Raw genomic sequence first — 18,877 nt, forward strand, 5'->3', positions numbered from 1 at the left:
ATGCAGTTGGAGGCCTTCGAAGCGGTCAGCGATAATCCACAAGCCAAGCTGTCAGCTGTGATCAACTAAACGGCGAACTCAATGGCAAGAGCCATGATGAGTTACACCACTTCCCGGGACACGATCCACCAGCTCGCCATGCAGAGCGATGGCGTCACTGAGCGACACGTCCATGATTTGCTGTACATACGATGGCCCCGTGGCATGCTCGCGAATCATGCGCTTGAGCGCCAAGAAAAATTCCGACTGAAACACATTCGAAGCAGCGGCAAGATACTGCGCAGGCTTCGGGGGCGTTGGCTCGAACAAGATCGTGCTGACCATTTGCGGTTCAGACCTATTCCGTACCCTATGGATCGTCTTCTCGTCCACCCGCAACGGTGGCAGCTGTTTTTCCATCGCATAGCGTCGCGTTTGCTGAAACACTGTATTCAACGAGATCTGGTGATGCCAGGCATGCCGCTGAAGGATCTCAGTCTCCCCAGCTATGTTGTTCGCTTGAGCCACTTCGGTGTATGCGACCACTGCACAGGCCTCAGGGAACAGCAGGGAAGCAGCGAACGCATCCGCAAAATCCTCCCCTTCATTGCTCCCAGCCAACTCCGGGGTGTAAACGTGAGCCAGTTCGTGAGCCATCCAGAACTTGAAATCTTCCAGCTTGGTATCGAGGTTGACGAATACGAACGTGACATCGGCGGCGGGCAATAGGATGTGCAGAGCATTTTTATGCTGTTGCTTGTGCCCCCACAGGACGGGTACTAGCACAGCTCCACACGCCTTGAATTCGGCGATCAGCGCTTCGTAGCCCAGCACGCTGAGTTCACCCAGACCGAGCTTGTTACGCACTTGCGAGGCATCGTTTTGTACGCGTGAATAGGTCAGGGACGGAGACGAAATCTTCGTCCGTAAGGTCGGTAGCTTCGGTAGAAACGTGACAAGTGGCTTGAGCAGTTCGCCAATGCCCAACGCTTTCAGGATGTGCTCATCGGTGGTCTTGGTACCCGCTTTTTTGCGGAACGCGACTATGGGCTGATCCTTAGGGGGTGAAACCAACTGTGAAAACGACAGATGCAGCATCGTGGCCAGTTTCAGCAGTTTGTCCGGACGAGGAAAATCCTTGCCTTTGAACCAGTTAGTGACGGATTGCGCCGAAACCCCCATCTGGTCTGCCAGGTCTTTTTGTGTCCAGCCACGCTGCGCGAGAGCAGCGCGGAGCGACTCGGTGTGTAAGGTATTTTGCATAAGCGGTAATGTAGGGGGCGCGCGAGCTTAAATCAAGTTTTGTCAAGTTTTATGACAATTGAGATTGGGTGAAATTTTCACCACAGGGCTAGTTGCTGAGGAAGACCGCATCCCTCGGCCTTGATGGGATGGGGGTAACAGGGCCAAGCGGCTGGCGCTGGCCCCCTGAAGCATCGCGGTGTGTGGTCAACGCATCATGCCGAGTTCGGCATCATCCAGTAGCGCTTTGCCCAAAGCACAGAGGTAGTGCGCTGCCCAGATCAGCTTCGGTTTATCTTCCATCAGCCCGTCGATGGTCAGGTCCCGCGCGTAGCCCATCAGTTCCGAGGCCTGTTCGCGGGCGTTCTGGCATGGAATGCCGGCTTCGATGCGGAACAGTGGGTGGGTCTGGTTTTCACCTTGGAAGAAAATGGTTTTACCGACTGTGCACGGGGTGTCTTCGGTTGTCATTGTTCGATCTCCCTGGTTTTGCTGATGCGGTGGTAAGCCGTGCTGGCACAGACTTTTGCCCGGTATGTGAATCAATGCACGGGTTGCGGGTTGGCTGGCTGCTGTATTTGCACCAGCGCTGATTCGAGTAATCGGCGCAGGGTTTCGAGCTCGTGCATCGAGGCCATGATCAACACCGATGCGGGCGATCGGGGCTGCATCAGCATCGCCTGCTGGGCTACGGCTTCTGCACAGAGTACGTAGTCCGAGGCCATCATGATCGTGTCTTCCAGGGAGTGGAGGTGGTGGGGTGGGTCGGGGACTATCTTTAGCATTGTGCTGTGTTCTCGATAGGGGCCACCGCCAACCCGCTGTCAAACGGAATGGTGGCAGCTGTGCACGGGTTGACAGACCGGCGAACACAGAAACCGGCGCACGCGAGCGTGCCCCATGCACAACCGCCATGAGCGGTTCTGCGCGCTGTGTATCGTTGCGGCCTGTCAAAGCCGGTCGTTGATGAGCAACGACCCACCGAGACTAAAACCCTGAAACAATGGCCGCAACGGAAAACAGGTGGTGGGAGTATCTTTGGGAAACGTCCTACAAGGAAGGGGTTAAATCCGATTTTTCGACCCGCAGCGCCCAAATGCCAGGCACAAAAAAGACGCCCGAGGGCGTCTTCTTCTTTGGATTTGGTGGGCCGGGGTAATTTGAACTGGTAGCGCAGGCTTCTAATTTTTATAGAAATATTTTTTTAATTTTTCTCATGGGATACCGTTTGGAATACAACTGGCTGCATCTGGCGTAAGCGTCTGCCGAAGACACCGCCAGAGTCCCCGAATTAAGGGTGATGGTTACGTGGACACCATCGCCCTTAATTGAGGAGCACTATGCGCCAGCGCACATTTTTTCCCAAACCCTTCAAGGCCCAGGTTGACCATGGATGCCTGAACCCTGACGTATCAATTGCCAGCGTAGCCCTGCGACACGCCATTAACGGAAATCTGGTTCGGAAGTGAATTTCCATTTATCGCGATCAGCAGGCTTCTGTCTACCTGCATCAATAGACCCTGTTAGGGGCGAGCATTACCATCCCTTTCTCATCAGCGTCTCAAAATCTCGACGTGACAAGACATGGGCGCATTTTCGCCAGTCGTTATCGGTTGGGCGCATCGTTGCGTTGTAGCGCAGATCGAAGCCGGTTTCCTGCTTCTGGGCATTGATGTACTGGTCCATCAACTCTCCCAGATACTCGATGTCGTCGATCCATTCGTCCTTGATGGTGTCCGGCAACGATCCGAACAGATCAAAGCGGTCCTTCATGCGCTCGGAAAGACGGTCGTAGACTTTTTCGTCCACTGTCTGCTCGTTCACAAGGTTGAGCATGTCCACCTTGTCGCGTGTCTGGCCGAAGCGCTTGATACGGCCAATGCGCTGTTCAAGCTTGGTCGGATTCCATGGAAGGTCAACGTTGATTAGCGCGCCCAATGTCTGAAGGTTTAAACCCTCACAGGCTGCGTCGGTGGCGACCATAAGGCGAAGTTTGCGATCCGCTACCATACGCTTAAGGGTTTCGCGTTCGATGGCCACGCTGTCACCTTGTCGATAGAGCCGGCTGCGACCAGCCCCCGCATACAGGCCCACAGCCTCATCGGGGTAGCGTGCAGCTAGCGATTCAGCCACCCAGCGAGCAGTGTCGTAATATTGGCTGAAAATGATGCAGCCAAGCTCACGCCAGCCCTCGATCTCCAAATAGTGCAGTATCGCCTTAAGTTTTGGATCTTCCTTGACCAGCTTCAGGCGATTTAGCAACCGCTCCAGAGCCAACTGCTCATCGGTGCTTTGCACTTGAACCGAAACTTCACCCTCATCGCTTTCTTCGGTAATTGTCTCGCCGCCCAGCAGTTTGGTTGCGGTGTTGATCCCCGCGACGATACTGCTGCAGATGCGCTGCTCCATCAGGTTTTTCATGAAGCCACTTCCACGTCCGCTGCTGGCCAAAGCCTTACCGAAGCCACGAGCCTGGCTGTAAGCTTCGCGGAAGTCCTCACTGGAACGCAGAGCCAATCCCTCAAACAGGGCATGGAAGCGGTGAACATCCTTTACCAATCCGACATCAGGATGAACGTCCACCCCAATGGCCTTGAGAAGCCCTTCATTCTCAAGAGTGGTACGTTTGCGCAGCACCACATGGCGCACAAATGGATTTTCGCGTTGGAAGAAGCTAGCCCCAGCGACACGGCGCTCAAGTGCATCCTCCATAACCTCACGGGCATCCTCACCCAATTCGGAGAATGAGCCGCCAAGCCATTCGTTCTGCGGTAGCCCAAGATCCTGGCGAATCAAGCTGTACAGCCGCCGAGCGTGGCTGTCTTGAGTTGAGTTAACGGTAGGCAATGGCGCACGAAGCAACCTCCAGGCATAACCTGAATCTGTTACGTCCACTTCCCCAGATAGGATCGGGATAATGTCCTTTGGCTTATGCCATTCCGAAAAATCTCCACCCAGAACGAAATTACCTTTGCCCTGATGCAGAACCCGCACCAAGTCCCACAAGTCCTCCCGGCGAGTCTGGATTGGCGTTGCCGTACCTAGGAGAACGTGATCTGAGCGGGCTGAAATGTCACGGATGAACGCCAGCAACTCATTTGGTGTGCCCGCGTCCTTGCCCATTCCCTGGCGAGTGCGTGCCTTGTGAGCCTCATCGAGTATTACCAGCCCAAAGCCGCCACGGAGCCCGAGTAAGTGCGCCTTCTCTGGCGAGTCGCGCAGCATCAGGCCAGTTGAGATGATGCCGATTCTCAGCGGGCAGTTTGCAACATGGCCAGCGCCCTCGGCAGATATTGCTCGCCCTTGCTCATCAAGCCACGCTTTCTGCTGCGTTTGCCATCGCGCACAAGGGATACCCAACTTGTCCATCATCTCGGTCTGCCACTGCTCACAGAGCGTCGCCGGTGCAAAGATGATGACGGGTTTACTGCGCCCTTTCTGCTCGGCCAGCAGGCTTAACGCAAGTGCAGCTGTGCCCATGGAAAGTGTTTTTCCTAAGCCGACCTCATCTGCTAACAGTAAGCGGACAACGCCATATTCTTGGTAATGCTTCAGGCACTCTGTGACGAATCCCTGTTGCCAGGGTTGCAAAGAGAACCCTTCGCGATACAGCGGCGACTCGATTAGGGCAGCAGGGGCAATTTGATCAGGTTCTTCCACCTCTTCGATGGATACCTCATGGCGGTGGCTGCGGCGAGTGATTTCCCGGCAAACCGCAGTCGGCAGGGGCTTGGCAGCATTCCATAGATACTCAAACTCAGCTTCAATCCAGGCGACCCCTTCCGGAGAGTCATCGGACCAGAGGATTTCGTAGTGGCTCTGCCAACCACTGCTGGTCTCGTTCATTGAGCCAATGAAGCCTAGCTTGCGGCCATCGGCCAGATCGATCACCCCTGCCTTACCATGCACGAAGCCACAGGCGCTATCAGGCGCAACCCGGATAACTTGGCCACGTTTCTCCAGAAAAGAGGCCAGCTGCTGGTAGCGTTCACGATTCAGCAGCGATTCAATCTCAACCGAGCGTTCGTTCAGCTTGCCCAGCAGCTTGGCCTCACACACCTGAGCCACTCGCAGGTCCTCTGCCTGAATGTCCGCATTGCAAACAATCTGCACCTCGGGAATCTGATCGATCAGCTCTCCGGCCACCTCAAACAGCGAACTGGTGAAGTAGCCGGCGATTCGCCGATAGCGCCGAGCGCCTTTGAGGTGCTCGACGAGGAAGCTCTGATCCAGCGCATCGTTGCGAGAGGACAAGCGGGTGATCGTCATGCCTTAACCTCTCAAGAGTCCAGACGCTGCGTTTGCATTCGCGAAACAAGAACCTCTGCAGCCGAACGCACAGCTTCATTGCGGGACTTATTCTCCAGGAAGCGAACCAGGTCGATCAGCTTTGGACGGACTTCGAGGTAGTCAGGCAGATCCTCCATCAGTGTTTTGACCACAGATTGCGGTTCGACATCAGTTAGCAGTTGCTGAATAGCGATGATCAGATGGCCCAGCCAAGTTGGGCCGATTTCCGTGCTATCGGTCAGCTCACGGGAGCCGAACTCGTTAACTTGCTTCAGCCGCGAGCCATTGGCCGTCATGCTGGCCATGACTTTTGTGTAGTCATCCACACGGAAAGCCTTGGCAAAGTTCTGGTAGTTATCCAGCTTTGAGGCACCGGCCGACTCCATATCGAGCATACGTAAGTAGAAGCGCTGAATGCCATCAATGGCTTGCCAGGTATCCAGAGCAACCCCTTCAGGCACCAACAGGCCGTTGGCTGCCTCGGAGGCTTGCTGGACGATTTCATCCACCACGGTGGTCTCGCCTTTGACACGGGGTCGCAGGGCGAATGTGGTGACATCGGTCTCACCAATCTTGGTATAGGCGGTCAGCACTTTTAGGGCCGCTGCGTAACCCGCCATCTGCAAGTCTGCATCATTGAAAACAGGCTCGCCCATACGGGCTTCCACCTCATCATTGAGATGCATCATCTGTTTGATCTGGGCCGCAACCTCATTTCGAACCGCAGGAAGAATGCGCTGCTTGAAGCCGACTTTTTCGCCGGCGCTTCGCTTGCGCAACATTAGTGTCACAGTTCCCTGTACGTATCCCCCTTTTTTAAGATCAGTGCTGGTTTCAGTAGCAATGTACCAAGCAGCCACTACCTGAAGCCCTGCAGCCCAGAAGATACCTACCATGTCCGACCATACCTCAGTACTTTGATGGGTAAACATCACGCACTGCATTCCATTGTCAGGCATGTGTTTAGCCATGGCCGAATAAGCGTCTATCATCCCTCGTCGGAAATCGTCACCATCTCCTTTAATAGCCAATGCTCTGCGGGAGTCCCATGTCCATTCATTAAAAGGAGCAGGTGGACTTTTCCGTAACCATGCGATAAAGAACTCCGTGATCTCGTGATAGTTCACGGCGTCAGCGTAAGGAGGGTCGGTTACGTATATGTCAACAATTTCATCGACAGCATCCGCAGTCGACATTCTTATTGTGGAGCTCGTTGATATCGTCTCGCACTTATAGTCTTGAACAAAATTATGCTCGCTGAATGAACGATTCGCCCAGTTCGTAAGAGTGTTGAGTGCCTGGCTGGAAAATACATTTGAGGTGAAGTCACTTCCGCCGCCAGAAGAAAAGCGGACAATCCAGCGGGATAGCTTTGAACAAAAATCTAAGGTTCCACAAAACTCAGGGGCTAATTCTGGGGTTTTTATTTCATTTCGCAATATTGAAAGAGTCAGCAATTCTCGCGGGCTGAACATGTGGTGCCAATGTGTCCAGCCGCGCTCCCGAATTGGCTGATCTGTATTGGAGCCAGGTTCTATTTCCATGTCTGGCACTAAACCAAGATCCTGCCATGATGCTAAGTTCTTTGAGACGATCTCATTGATTTTATTTTCGCGCACCATATCTTCCGCGGAAACAGAAGCAAAGAAAGTATCAGGGCGTGCCGCCTCTAAAGATGAGGACTTAATCCACTGAATACAGTAAAGTCGTTCTTGAAAAATATCACTCTCAAGAGGTTTAAAGTCATCTTTACCCCATCGGCGGAGCCTGTTTTTAGCTTCGCCGCCCTCGTCACGATAGTCCTCTCTAATGGTTTTGATTGGAGTTCTGTACTCTTTGCCATCTAAGCGGTAAACCATGCAGCCAGATTGAATAGTTCCCGCTGTCGCTTCTTGGAGCTCTGCGCTTGAAACACCAGAGACAATTTCAATATCAAACGATTTTCTGGCTTTATTAGGGGTTAGCTTTGCAATTGTCATCTGGCGAGGTGAAACCACCCAGGTTGTGGAGAGCGGAACTAACCAGCCAGTATCTGGGCAGCGTGCTTCGAGGCAATACAGATAGGCTTTAGCGCGGTTCCCATTGCTGTCTCGCTCGATTTCTAACGCATCAACTTTAGCTTGAGCAGAGTCGATAGCTTTCTTTTGCTCTGCTTTGATTGCGGCAAGCCTTTCTGGAGCGGCCCCAACTATGTTCAGTGCTCCCCATGTGAGCATGCAAGCAACAGGATTCAAGTCGGATGCATAAACATCGCATCCCATTCTAGCAGCCTCGAATGGGATGGAGCCCCCGCCGGAGAATGTGTCTCCTATCTTTGGTCTGCGACCGTATCGGAGAACTCCCAGCTGTTCTATCAATTGCGTCATCGAGTGAGCATTAATACCTAGGTGGCCGAGCCGTTCGTTTACCTTTATCCAGACTGGAGATAATAAAAAATCCGGATCGACTTCCTCTGGGCGTTTACATAGTAGTGAACGCTCTTCGTATGTTGAGCTAGTAGCTAGTGCCTTTGCGTAGATATCTGCTTTAGCCTCATCGCTGATACCACGTTTCCAGCTAATTTTGAGTCCCTTTTCCTCGGCGCTCAGTGGGAACCACCAAAAATCTACGTCCTCTTCGCGGACTTCATTGTCCCCTTCAATCTTGTAGCTGAAATAATCCCAAGGATTATTTAATGTGATCATCCTTGCGATTTGAGCTGGCTTCAGAGCCCCTTGATAATTCACAGCACGCCTGCCGAGCCCAGAAAAGTCGAAGCCCATTAACGCCTCAAATAACTCCAGATCTTGCTCAGCGTCGTCTGTCACTGGTAGGAGGCTTCCTAGTACCACGGCTCGAACTAGAATCAAGGGCTTCCGCCCCTTCCAATACGACCCTAAAGCCGTCAGCGTCTGTCCAGGCCCTGCTTTACGCTCCCGCTGTGCTTCAAATGACACCTTCTGGGCTGGGAAAACTGTTTCGATAAGGGCCGGGGCATTCTTGAGGGAAAAAGGCACCAGTTGGGCAGGAGTTATGGCGTTCATTTCTGTTTTCCTTAATCGAACAGGCCCAAGGTCGGACGCTCAGTATCTGGTTTGCGGGATTTCACAGCCTGCGGCTTGAATAATTCGGTCTGCGCTACGTCGCCCAATGCGTGTCGAAGAGCCAGTCGCCAGCCCTTGTTGCTGTCATTTACGCCACCTGTACTCATAGCGGTCATGCCGAACAACCACCAGCGTTCTTCGGGGCGTAAAGCCAGCCAGTTACGTACTGCAACAGGAATCTTCTCTGGGTTCATGTCTTCAACCGCCCAAGCCAGTACGCAGAGCTCTTTGCCAAGCAGGCGATCTACAGGGTTATCGCCCACCTTCCAGGCGCTGACACGCAGGTTGTGCTCCTTCAGGCGCACATTGAAGGCCCGCTGAACTTCACTGCGGATCGCTGTCCAGCGCGAGCGCTCAATCACCACGCGCTCAATGATGCTGGTTTGCTGATCCTGAGCCTGCAGCCCGATGCTTTCGATGATGCGAACTGCGCCAGTCGAACTCTTGGGCACTTCCACCAGGAAGTGATGAGGGTCTGTGGTGGCCGGCACACCAAAACCGATGGTCGGGCGCTCAGGTGCCTTGGTTTTTTTGGCTCCACTTACAGTTTTACTGGGGGAACGAGCCATGCCTGATTCCTCTCTACGTAATGCGTTGGCCATGGTCATTCTGCCTGGATCACATCGCCAGGCCGTAGCTCAACACCACTGAGTTTGGCGAACTCTTTGGCAGCGAAGCCATTCTCGAAGGCTGCTCCGCTTCGAATCTGTACGGTAACGGTTTCTTGCTCATTCCCTAGCGCCATACGCAGCCCGTTGATGGCCGCCTCGATCACGGAAGCCGTAACCTCGCGCTCGACAAAGTTGATGCTAACGGTGTTCTCGCCTTCACCAATCTGGATGCGCACCCCCTTGAAGGTGGCCGGCGAGCTTTTGAAGGCATTGAGTACGCCGAACACCTTGTCGGTACTGTCGAGCGACACCTTCTTGTTCTCAGCCAACTTTGCCGGCTTGGCGTCGTCGATCTGAACCTGTTTGTCGTTGGCAGCTGGGATCTGGAAGTCGGCGGTACGAGTAGCCTCGCCCGAGCAGGCATAGACCATCAGACGGGCAGCCTGCGAGCCAACCTCGAAGGGGTCTCCGTACAGTTCTCCATCCTTAGGGTTGGAGCCATCCAGGGTGTAACGCATATCGGCCGCAGGCATGCAGGAGAGGGTGACTATGCGCTTGTCGGCGATGGCCTGGACCTGATGACGCACGCGAAGCTCAGCCACCCAGCGCTGCGGCTCTCCGGGTTCATGTTTGCCTTCGCTGTCCACGGCCAGAAAGTACAGGGTTGCTGCGTCGGTCGTGAAGTTATCCAGATCTTCGATCTTAGGGTCGCTGGTACTGACCTTGGCGGTCTGCGCGTAATAAACCACTGGGCTCTGGCCCGCATTGCGGGGAATCAGGGCTAGGGTGGTTTCGCCTGTCGCTTCGTTCGAGGCATGCACAGTCACGTTCACTGCAGTTTTTTCTGCCGGAAACGGCCCTTTCTCGATGTAGCCGTCAGTCCCTTGTCGCCAGCGACCTTGCTTCAGGGCTTCTGTCTTGAGGGTCTCCATGCCACCGGCGCCGGGCATCCAGGCCCAGATCGGATTGCTCTTGGCGCGCATCAGCACGTCCTTCCAAGGCGTTCTGCGATCATTAGCCGGCCAAAGATCCTCTTCCGCCATCGCCCAGTAAGTGCCTGGTTCTTCCGATAAATTGAGGATCAGTTTGTAATTGGCGCGGGGGCTGGCCAGGAGCTGCTCAATCTGATGCTCGGCGGAGCTAGTGCCTTGTCCCATGTTTAGGCCATTATCGATTGTGGCTTGCATTAGCTGGGCATTGCCGGTCATCTCGTCGATGGCTGGGAAGTAGATCCGGTTGTAGGTGCCGGAAAGCGCTTTGTTGAAGCGCTGCTGGGCATCTTCTAGGCGATCACGTGCCTCCTCGAAGAGGCTGTCACCGTCCTTCAGGCGCTTGCAGATGGACTCAATTGCATACAGCTCGCGCAGACGATCTTCGACGGTATCGGCGAGATAGCTGTCCTGACCGGACAGCACCATGAAATTGTTCTTCTCTTGCTGGTACTCGAAGAAATTGACCAGCTCGCTCGGCGGTAGCTTGCCGTCCGGGCGCACCACAATCAGAACACGAGGCCCACTCAGCTTTATATCATCCAGTCGCGGCAGCACCTGGACATCCTGGTAGGCTGCCTTGCTAACCGGCTGCAACACAGCCGTGAGCTTGTTGATCAGTGCCTGATCAATCTTCGGCTGAGGGATATCGCGAGCATTTCGCTCAATCTGGCGAGAGAGGTTTTCTGTTTCTTTAATGAAGAAACGCTCCTCTTCGCGATGCAGATACCACGCCTGCTCGCGCAGTTTCTCCAGAGCTGTCTTGAACTCATCGGACTTACGGTTGGGTGCAGCCAAGAACTCGATGATCTCTGCTTCGGTCAGACCGATTCGACCGCCGACCGCCCGAGAGAATGAGGACGCTAGCAGCAGGGCACCGACTTGCTGAGCAGCATCGCTGCCCAGGTTGGCATCGATTTCCTCTGCGATGGACTGGCCGTCGTCGGCAATATCGTGGGCCATGGCCGGGCGGAGCGAGTTGGCGATGCGGCCGACCTCTTCGCGTACAGCATCGTCATTCAGACGCAGATGCTGGGCACCGGCGAGGAAGACATCATCGGTTTCGCGGTCATCGACACTCTTGAGTAGGCGCGCAGCGAACTGCATCAGGCCTCGTGTCTGCCGGAAGCCCTCGTTCTCCTTAAACAAAGCAACCAGATGTTTGAAGGAGGGGTGGAAGGGGTAGGTTTCCCTGATCTGCTGGGCGACTTGCTCCAGACTGGTCGCCACAATGTATCCACCATCGGAGGCTGCCTTTATGCGCTGGGCATATTCTTCCGCGACATCGTTGATGACGGACTCGTCGGGCAGCTCTACGATCAATCGTTTCTTCAGGATCTCGTAGATCTCGTTGCCCGCCAGTTGAACGGGGGTGATGGTGCTGGCTTGGCGACTGGCTTCTTGCTGGAGGTTAGAGATTGCTTCGGCAATTGCCTTGGTCTGAGCTACATAGCTGCCGGATAAGTTGGCAATCACAATGCAGCAACGTGGTAGCTCCAAGGCAGCGCTCATCAGGCAGCTGAGCGTGTAGGTGCTCACTGTAGCCAGCGTACCGCCACCGATGACGGTGGTGCTTGCGATTTCTAGGTAAGGGGGTAGCTCATCAAGCATGATCAGGGTCGGCTTGTCCCCGATGATTTTCTTCCAGCCAGCCTGGTCGACCGCGCGAGGTCCATTGACCCAGTAAGGCTTGACTGCCTCGTCCTCACCCAGCTGAGTAGCGATCTCACCCCAGATATAATTCTCCGGAGTGTTTCGACCATTGAATGCGGCTACTCGCACCTCACCGATTTCGATCCGCTTAGCAAGATCAGGCGACAGCACCTCACTGCGCAGATGCGGATGCTTAGCCAGCAGACCTAGAGCAATCATCATGTGGGTTTTACCGCCTCCCATTGCCTGGGTCAGCTCGAAAACAGCCTGATCTGATTTGCCATCTAGCCGCAGCATCCCCTCGCGAAACAGCTGTTCCATGCCCGAGGTGATGTAGTTTCGCGCAAAAAACTCACGTCCATCGCCTTCATCGGAAATAAGGGCAGAAAGGTTCTCGATACCTTCGCTCATCCGATAGTCGCGAATGATTGGGTTGAATGTGCATGCCTGCTTGATTGTCTTGAGCATCTGCTCGACTCCCTGAGAATTACTTAATCGTTGCTCGACTGGCTGGAGGGATTGGCGGGCTTAGGAATGGATAGTTCCTGGCTCACCTGCTGCAGAAACCACTCGCGCATGGTCAACCCACGTGCCTTCAGTGCGGCGTAGATCTGCTGCTTTTGGGCAGGATCAACCTCGATCACAACGCGATTGCTAGTTTTCATTAGCGTGGGTACCCGGCTTGATTCATAACGTGACGTGATGTTACTTGAGAGCATTTGCTGCCAGAAGTAATTTTTCTTGAACCGCGGAGGGGCTGTGTCGAATCAGGCAAGCTGGAAGTCTTTAGGTGTTAATGCAATGGATTCTCATTTTAGTGCTCCAATCCGGGCGTGTCCTAATCGCTTCCAGACCAACCGAGCAGTGAGGAGATAGCAATAGCGAGCGTTATCGGAGTGGTCTTTCAGGTACTGAGTGAGAAACCAGCGCAGGTGCTTTTGTCGCCAGGTCCAAGGGGTGTCCCGTTGCCAGCGATGATTAATCGCCGCTAGCATTATCCGGGCCTGACGCAGATGCCGCTGCTGCGTTGGCTGCGATCCTTTAAGTACCCCACTCAAGAACAGGGCCATATCGAAGGCCTTCTTCATTAGCGACCTCCAACGTAGGCCGAAATCACGTCGATCCGCTTATGTCCGAGCTCAACGCTGATCTGCTGGCGCGCTTGTTGATCAAGGTCGCGGTGAATGTAATAGCAGTGACCACCATTGACTGGTGCGGCGTGGCCCGTGAGTTGTTCATAACGCTCGCAGGCGTAAGCCGCGCGCAATTCATGGAAACCCTTCAGCCCGTGTTCATGCAGCGTTTCTCGGGCGGGGAGCACGGCTTGTTGCAGGAATGCGGCGTAGCTTTCGTCGCGGGCCAGCAAGTTGCGGCTTCGGGCCGGCGACACATCACGCGCTAATTGGATCGCCGCGTTAACTTGTTCAGTGGCGATGATCCAGCGTGGCGCAGATGCCCCTGAGCGGCCGCCTTTGGTACCGTCCTGAATATTGATGCGGCCTAGGTGTACTGCTTCGCGCTGCAGGCGTGGCAGATCCGCCAGGATTGCTTCACGTAGACGCATGCCCGTTGTGCGGGCCAGCATGATAATGGCCGCTACTCGCTGGTGTTGCTGCTCAGCAAGCGCATGAAATACTCGCTGTACTTGTTGATGGTTTTGGCCATCTGGTGCTCGAGTGCGTACGTTGGAACGCTGCTGTCCTAGCGCCTGGCTCGGGCTGATGATTCTCATCTTCTGGTCACCGCGCAGTGCCGCTAGGGTGCGGTTGACGCTGCTCAAGCGATTTTGCGCGGTGGCGATACACAATTCGCCGTGCTGTATCTGCTGGCGAAGGTAAGCGGCGTAATCATTTAGCGTCTGCCGATCGATCTGACGCGCATCATTGTAGCCAGGCCCATCTTCGGACCGGCACCAGCGTACGAAGGCTTGCCAGCGATCGCCATGCGCTTTGACCGTGGCGAAGTGGCCGTCGACAAACATATCTTTTAGGGCCTCTCGGCCGGCGTAGCTCAGTTGGCGACCATAGCCAAAGTTGCGACCGTCACGCCGACCGACCAGCGCCATTGTCTTCACCTTGATCGTTGGCTTGTAGGTGCAGCAACAGGGCTCTCCAGTGGGCGCTAAGGCTGTCCAACTGTCCCCAGTGTGCCGGGCGGATGAGAAGGGCGTTTTCAATGTGTTGCAGCAGAGCCCCTTCTTCTTGCAACTGCTCGATGAGCTGAGCGAGGTCGATGGGCTTAGATGTTGTACTGGCGACAGCGGCGACACTGGCGACAACCCCCGCCGTATCTCGCTTGGCAGGTGGCGACAAAACGGTGGCAGTGGCGGCGACACTCCGTAACTCGGACGACGAGCGATGTTGCGCCTGGTAGCGGCGCACGGCGTCATTGAGGCGGAACATGGCGCACCTCGAATATGTCTCCGGCATTATTCAGCCAGTTATGGGTAACCAGCTGCAGCAATAACTCGAAGGTGTGCCGCGTGCTTTTACGGGCAAAGCGAGGGCCGTTTCGCGTGAGATCGCGGAGGCGAAACGGTGGCCAGTTCTTCGTTATCAACCAGCGCAGCAGGCAATCTGCCTCTGCGCGAAGCTTATTCAGAGGTTCCTGTTCAGTCAGTCGTTGGTTCTCGGCCAGGTAGTAGTCCATCAGCGTAGAGGCGCGCTGAATGTGCACTTCTTCCAAGGCTGTACACTCCTCAACCACCGCCATTACGCCAGCCATGCGCAGTACGTTCGCGGCGGCTTTGCCCGCAGCAGCTTGCACGTTGACCAGCTCGCCGAACTCTCCGGACTCGCATTCAATGGTGTCGTGAATGGCAATCCATGCTTCAAGGGCACGGGCGCTTAACTCTAGGGTTGCAGGGTTGAGACCGCCGTCTTCATGGCGTGACCAAGGCTTCTGCATCAGCGCGGCAATGTGCTGCTGGTACAGGTGCACCTTTGGATCTCGGGTCAGGTCGATGGCTTTGTACAGCCGTTGTCCAACCAGGCGCTCGGGCCAACTGATCAGGCAGCGCCCCAGGATGCCCTGATCTTTGATATCCGCGTCTTGAAGCAAGCGTTCGGCTAGGCGGGGTTGGAGCATCAAATGCAAGCTGAGGCGACGATCATAGGCGCGTAGACTTTCCCCAGCCATCGCGCGCGACCGATCAATTGGGCTGCCGTCCCACAGCGTCGACAAGTGAGTGATCGCCTTGATCATGTTGTCCTTGCTCATGGTGCTGCCGCCTAAAAACTGGCCGCCTTCATCGCTAAACAGCCCCATGCTCGGCAAACCATGGCACAGGTTTTTCACCAAGCCTTCAATGGTTGGCTCAGCAGTGAGCAGTCTAGGTTGGACAGGCTCAGGTTGGGCGTCCAGCGCCGCGTGGGCTGATTTTTTCGGGGCCGGTGACTTCGCGGTGTGGCTCATTGCAGCGCGATGCGCCTTGAGCTGTTGGCCATAGGCGATCCACTGCTGTCTCTCCCAGTCGCGTACGGCTTGCAGCGCAACTTGGTCCACCGCGCTTTTGCGATCACCCGAGCAAGCCACTGTCAGCAAGTACAGCGACAACGGATAGATTCGGCCGTCTAGGTGAACATTGCCGTGCGCCTGGCTCGCCAAAGCTGCCGTGGCTAGAACAGATTGCGCGGCCATGGCGCAGGGCACGCCGATTACATCGGCCATGCGTTCCACGGCAGGCCCCAATAGATCGCCCAGCGCCGCGACCGGGTAGGGTAGGGGCGTAATCTGCTGCTCCAGCAAGGGGCGCGGTGGCCCTTGTACTTCGCACAGTTGCATAGCCGTCCTCCATAAATTACCGATCTCTCCCTCACGTCATCCCGCCAAGAATGCTGAGTGTTATCAGGGATCAAGGCCCCTGCGACCTGTGAGGGTGTCCACTGACGCGGGACTGGCGGCTCTTTACGTCCAAGAGCAAGGGCATCTCATGATCTGGCCTCCTGAGCACCGATAGCGGTGGGCGGGTGGAGGCTGCACTGGGTGACGAGACCAGTGCCGCAAGATCCTGAGCCGGGTGCAAGCAGCACCGCGATGACCGGGGCATGCCTGACTGTCAGTCAGGTGCAGTCCATTCCTTGGTCTGCGGCACCATCATCTACAGCGCTGTTGCTGGTGACATCGGCGTTTGTCACGCCGATTGTCACGAGGGGAATTGCAGCAAAGCCATATGCGATGGGGGCTGCAGCAGTGTCAGGAGCGCCCGTCTCTTTTCTGGAAAAAGAGACGGGCGAACGGTTGGCGCAAAACGTTGGCCGAGCAGGTTCGTTGCTGCAGGGCTAAAGGGTTAGCGGGCAGCCGCACTAGGCGGATTGTTTAGAGGGCGTCCATCATTCTGGCGAATGACCGTGCGAGCCTCCGGGCGCGAATCGCACTTTGGGTGAACCACCGGGTTAGCGGCATGACCTTGAAGGCTCTGGTCATCTGGGGTGCTGCCTAAGGCAGCGCTTTGAACCTTCGTTCTATCGGTCACCGTGGCACGGGTCAATTGGTGAAGGGCACATGGAAATGCGCCAGATTCATCCTCTGGCGTGCTTTGGAAATTGGTGGCTGTCAGTGGCTAAGTGGCCGTTTGTCGCTTTTCTAGTGTTAGCCCGGGAGCATGGGGATGCGAAGCCTCCCCATGCTCCCGGACTTAGCCGGAGAAGCCAAAATTGAGGCGAGTTGGCGACTGTCGCCATCAGCTCAGACGACAAGGATGTAGATGGCACGCGGTCTGTCGCCTGTGTCGCCGTTGTCGCCGTCCTATCGGATAGGTACTACGTTCCGATCCCTGGCCACATTCATCGCGCTGGCCGAGAGATTGCCCGTCGACGCCTTCAGAATGTACTCGCTCCACCAAGCCATCATCGGTCGTCGGCGCTCGATGTAGTCGGCTCGGTTGTAGGCGCTGCGCACCTCATCCTTATCGACGTGCGCCAACGCTACTTCGATGAGCTCCGGGTCCCACCCATGTTCATTCAATATGGTGCTGGCCATCGAGCGCATGCCGTGGCTGACCAAGCGGTCCTGGAAGCCCATGCGTTTCAACGCCATGTTGGCGGTCTGGCTATTGGCATGAGTACGAGGGTTTCGATCTGACGGGAAGACGTATTCCCGATGACCACTGTGGGACTTCAGTATCTCCAGCAATGACATGGCTTGATCGCTCAGCGGGATGCTGTGCGGGCGGCGCTTCTTCATCCGCTCCGGCGGGATGGTCCAGACACGCCTTTCAAAGTCGATGTCTGCCCAGCGAGTAGTCGCTGCCTCGGCGGGGCGAGTCATCGTGTGCAACTGCCATTCGATCAGGCAGCGGGTCGTGCGCTTGATGCTGGCGTTCGCAATTTCCAGCATGAGCTCAGGAAGCTCCTCGGGTGGAAGCGCCGCCATGTTTTCTTTCTTCGGTTTCTTGAATACCGCCCGAATCCCGCTGAGCGGGTTCGCGAAGATCATTCCCGAATTGACACCGTAGGTCATGATCTCGTTGAGGCGCTGGCTAAGCCGCTTCACGGTTTCCAAGCTGCCTTTGGCTTCGATGGGGCGAAGGATCTTGATCACCATCGGTGCGCTTACTTCCGAGATCGGAGTCGATTTCATGCTCGGGAAAACGTGCAGAGTGAGTGAACGCCAGATGTCCTCGGCATAGGCTGCCGTGACCGAGTCTTTTTTCAGCTCGAACCAGGCGGTCGCTACTTTCTCGAACGTATGTTCCGTCTCGGCTAGCTTGGCCTGTGCGAGATCGTTGCGCTGAGCTTTGGGGTCGATCTCCTGAGCAAGTACTTCCCTAGCATCAACCGCTTTCCGCCGAGCTTGCGCCAGAGAGACCTCAGGGTAGGAGCCGAGCGCCATGTTGATGCGATTCTTGGTGATCGGATGCCTGTAGTTGAAATTCCACTGCATCGAGCGGTTGACCCGGACTCGGAGCTGGAGGCCGTCGCCATCCGTAAGGACGTAGTCCTTGTCTTTGGGCTTGACCGCCTTGAGCTGGCGGTCGGAGAGGCGAGCTGTTTGAGCGCACATGGGAGAAGTTCCCTGACACCTTTTGGTATTCCCAAGATTAGCCCCAGGTAGGCTGGAATACCACCGGGAATACCGGGATGGCTGGCACTCAAAAAACCGTTGTGGCCCTCAAAAGAGCAGTAAACCCTTGATTTCACTGACTTCGAGGCACAAAAAAAGACGTCCGTGGACGTCTTTGTTTGATCATTTGGTGGAGCCGGGGGGATTTGAACCCCCGTCCGCCAGTACTCCGCTGTCGGTACTACATGCTTAGCCGTGTCTACTGATTTAATCCGCAGCCGCCCGACGGGCAGGGTGCTTTGGATGAGTTGTGTAAGTTTTAGTCACTTCGCCCACAACGTGCTACGCGACGATCCTGTTCTATATGACAATCAGTTCGGGTTTACAGGCATCCCCTAGTGATTGCTGGAGCCGAAGCTACCAGAAGCAAAGGTCACTTACGCTGCGAGAGCGTAGGATTCCTCGCCGAAGGTTTCGTCATTGGCAACTATAGAAGTTGCAACAGTGGATTTACGAGTTCTGTTACCAACTCGGCATGCACCTAGAGTTTCGCTACCGGCGTCGAATCCTAATCGGCCCCACACTAGCTCTTGGCTAACGCACCTTACGGCACGTAGGGCGGAGTATACGCCATTGCGCGGGCGACGTCGACAGCGGATCCGGTCGCCCGCGCTTGGGCTTAGGCGCCGCCGCCGGCCGAGCCGCTGCCTTTCTCGGTTTTCTCAAGGCGCTCCAGCACTTTGCTGGTGATGGCGATGCATTCTTTGGTATCGCCCGAGGCTTGGGCGGCCTTGGCTTTGTCGACGTGCTCGGTGAGGGCCTTGTCCAGGCCTTCGGAGGTGGCGCCGGCGGTGGCCATGCTGTCGTCGATTTTCTGCAGGTTGGTGGTGCACAGGTCATCGGCGGCGAACACCGGCGAAGCCAGCAGGGTGGCGGCCGCGAACAGGGCCGAAAGCGCGGTACCTTTCATGGGAGTCTCCTCTGGGGCCTCGGGAAGGTGGGCCTGTAGGGTGGACTGTGGGGGGAG

Annotated in this window: 14 protein-coding genes and 1 other RNA gene; all 15 read right to left on the reverse strand. The window is 55.7% G+C overall.

Translation table 11 applies throughout. The annotated features are described in order from the left end of the window. Positions 1-78: 78 nt before the first annotated feature. The 15 genes from DMX11_RS24795 to DMX11_RS24860 all read right to left on the reverse strand — a co-directional run bounded on the left by DMX11_RS24795 (position 79) and on the right by DMX11_RS24860 (position 18,820). Positions 79-1,242: an XRE family transcriptional regulator gene (locus tag DMX11_RS24795; RefSeq protein WP_110748116.1), complete on the reverse strand. Its 1,164-nt coding sequence runs from the start codon at positions 1,240-1,242 to the stop codon at positions 79-81. 186 nt (positions 1,243-1,428) lie between these two features. Continuing rightward, positions 1,429-1,692 (reverse strand): DUF3077 domain-containing protein, encoded by a 264-nt coding sequence (locus DMX11_RS24800; protein WP_061202863.1) that lies wholly within the window; start codon positions 1,690-1,692, stop codon positions 1,429-1,431. 71 nt (positions 1,693-1,763) lie between these two features. Continuing rightward, on the reverse strand, positions 1,764-2,006 hold the full coding sequence (locus DMX11_RS24805; protein ID WP_110748120.1) for a hypothetical protein: 243 nt from the start codon (positions 2,004-2,006) through the stop codon (positions 1,764-1,766). 751 nt (positions 2,007-2,757) lie between these two features. Continuing rightward, the gene (locus tag DMX11_RS24810; protein WP_110748124.1) at positions 2,758-5,490 is read right to left on the reverse strand and encodes a phospholipase D-like domain-containing anti-phage protein; all 2,733 of its coding nucleotides are present in this window, start codon (positions 5,488-5,490) and stop codon (positions 2,758-2,760) included. Positions 5,491-5,501: 11 nt separating this feature from the next. Next, a complete protein-coding gene (locus DMX11_RS24815; protein ID WP_110748127.1) occupies positions 5,502-8,534 on the reverse strand; it encodes an anti-phage-associated DUF1156 domain-containing protein in 3,033 nt (1,010 codons plus the stop codon). Between the two features lie 11 nt (positions 8,535-8,545). Next, the gene (locus DMX11_RS24820) at positions 8,546-9,163 is read right to left on the reverse strand and encodes an anti-phage-associated DUF3780 domain-containing protein (protein WP_256590663.1); all 618 of its coding nucleotides are present in this window, start codon (positions 9,161-9,163) and stop codon (positions 8,546-8,548) included. A gap of 35 nt (positions 9,164-9,198) precedes the next feature. Further along, positions 9,199-12,315 carry an anti-phage-associated DUF499 domain-containing protein gene (locus tag DMX11_RS24825; RefSeq protein ID WP_110748134.1) on the reverse strand — a complete coding sequence of 1,039 codons (3,117 nt, stop codon included), beginning with the start codon at positions 12,313-12,315 and terminating at the stop codon, positions 9,199-9,201. Positions 12,316-12,338: 23 nt separating this feature from the next. Continuing rightward, on the reverse strand, positions 12,339-12,512 hold the full coding sequence (locus DMX11_RS26095) for a hypothetical protein (RefSeq protein ID WP_177410790.1): 174 nt from the start codon (positions 12,510-12,512) through the stop codon (positions 12,339-12,341). Between the two features lie 144 nt (positions 12,513-12,656). Continuing rightward, positions 12,657-12,935: a hypothetical protein gene (locus tag DMX11_RS24830; RefSeq protein WP_110748137.1), complete on the reverse strand. Its 279-nt coding sequence runs from the start codon at positions 12,933-12,935 to the stop codon at positions 12,657-12,659. Further along, positions 12,935-13,912: an integrase domain-containing protein gene (locus DMX11_RS24835; RefSeq protein WP_110748140.1), complete on the reverse strand. Its 978-nt coding sequence runs from the start codon at positions 13,910-13,912 to the stop codon at positions 12,935-12,937. Before DMX11_RS24835 ends, DMX11_RS24830 begins: the two co-directional genes overlap by 1 nt. After that, on the reverse strand, positions 13,890-14,249 hold the full coding sequence (locus DMX11_RS24840; RefSeq protein ID WP_110748144.1) for a hypothetical protein: 360 nt from the start codon (positions 14,247-14,249) through the stop codon (positions 13,890-13,892). The genes DMX11_RS24835 and DMX11_RS24840 overlap by 23 nt, the downstream gene beginning before the upstream one ends. Next, complete coding sequence (locus tag DMX11_RS24845; protein ID WP_110748149.1) at positions 14,233-15,630, reverse strand: YfjI family protein; 1,398 nt, start codon at positions 15,628-15,630, stop codon at positions 14,233-14,235. Before DMX11_RS24845 ends, DMX11_RS24840 begins: the two co-directional genes overlap by 17 nt. A 963-nt stretch (positions 15,631-16,593) precedes the next feature. Continuing rightward, positions 16,594-17,850, reverse strand: coding sequence for an integrase domain-containing protein (locus DMX11_RS24850; protein ID WP_110748152.1), 1,257 nt, complete (start codon positions 17,848-17,850; stop codon positions 16,594-16,596). 188 nt (positions 17,851-18,038) lie between these two features. Then, positions 18,039-18,430, reverse strand: a transfer-messenger RNA (tmRNA) gene (gene ssrA / locus DMX11_RS24855). A gap of 99 nt (positions 18,431-18,529) precedes the next feature. Then, positions 18,530-18,820, reverse strand: a complete 291-nt coding sequence (locus DMX11_RS24860; RefSeq protein ID WP_110748155.1) for a hypothetical protein — start codon at positions 18,818-18,820, stop codon at positions 18,530-18,532. Positions 18,821-18,877: the final 57 nt, after the last annotated feature.

This window comes from Pseudomonas sp. LB-090624 (genome assembly GCF_003205205.1).
GTDB lineage: Bacteria > Pseudomonadota > Gammaproteobacteria > Pseudomonadales > Pseudomonadaceae > Aquipseudomonas.

Bases quoted from the DNA above. Each gene is read 5' to 3' on its own strand.
- DMX11_RS24795 (WP_110748116.1), bottom strand. From the start codon at position 1,242: ATGCAAAATACCTTACACACCGAGTCGCTCCGCGCTGCTCTCGCGCAG.
- DMX11_RS24800 (WP_061202863.1), bottom strand. From the start codon at position 1,692: ATGACAACCGAAGACACCCCGTGCACAGTCGGTAAAACCATTTTCTTC.
- DMX11_RS24805 (WP_110748120.1), bottom strand. From the start codon at position 2,006: ATGCTAAAGATAGTCCCCGACCCACCCCACCACCTCCACTCCCTGGAA.
- DMX11_RS24810 (WP_110748124.1), bottom strand. From the start codon at position 5,490: ATGACGATCACCCGCTTGTCCTCTCGCAACGATGCGCTGGATCAGAGC.
- DMX11_RS24815 (WP_110748127.1), bottom strand. From the start codon at position 8,534: ATGAACGCCATAACTCCTGCCCAACTGGTGCCTTTTTCCCTCAAGAAT.
- DMX11_RS24820 (WP_256590663.1), bottom strand. From the start codon at position 9,163: ATGGCTCGTTCCCCCAGTAAAACTGTAAGTGGAGCCAAAAAAACCAAG.
- DMX11_RS24825 (WP_110748134.1), bottom strand. From the start codon at position 12,315: ATGCTCAAGACAATCAAGCAGGCATGCACATTCAACCCAATCATTCGC.
- DMX11_RS26095 (WP_177410790.1), bottom strand. From the start codon at position 12,512: ATGAAAACTAGCAATCGCGTTGTGATCGAGGTTGATCCTGCCCAAAAG.
- DMX11_RS24830 (WP_110748137.1), bottom strand. From the start codon at position 12,935: ATGAAGAAGGCCTTCGATATGGCCCTGTTCTTGAGTGGGGTACTTAAA.
- DMX11_RS24835 (WP_110748140.1), bottom strand. From the start codon at position 13,912: ATGGCGCTGGTCGGTCGGCGTGACGGTCGCAACTTTGGCTATGGTCGC.
- DMX11_RS24840 (WP_110748144.1), bottom strand. From the start codon at position 14,249: ATGTTCCGCCTCAATGACGCCGTGCGCCGCTACCAGGCGCAACATCGC.
- DMX11_RS24845 (WP_110748149.1), bottom strand. From the start codon at position 15,630: ATGCAACTGTGCGAAGTACAAGGGCCACCGCGCCCCTTGCTGGAGCAG.
- DMX11_RS24850 (WP_110748152.1), bottom strand. From the start codon at position 17,850: ATGTGCGCTCAAACAGCTCGCCTCTCCGACCGCCAGCTCAAGGCGGTC.
- DMX11_RS24860 (WP_110748155.1), bottom strand. From the start codon at position 18,820: ATGAAAGGTACCGCGCTTTCGGCCCTGTTCGCGGCCGCCACCCTGCTG.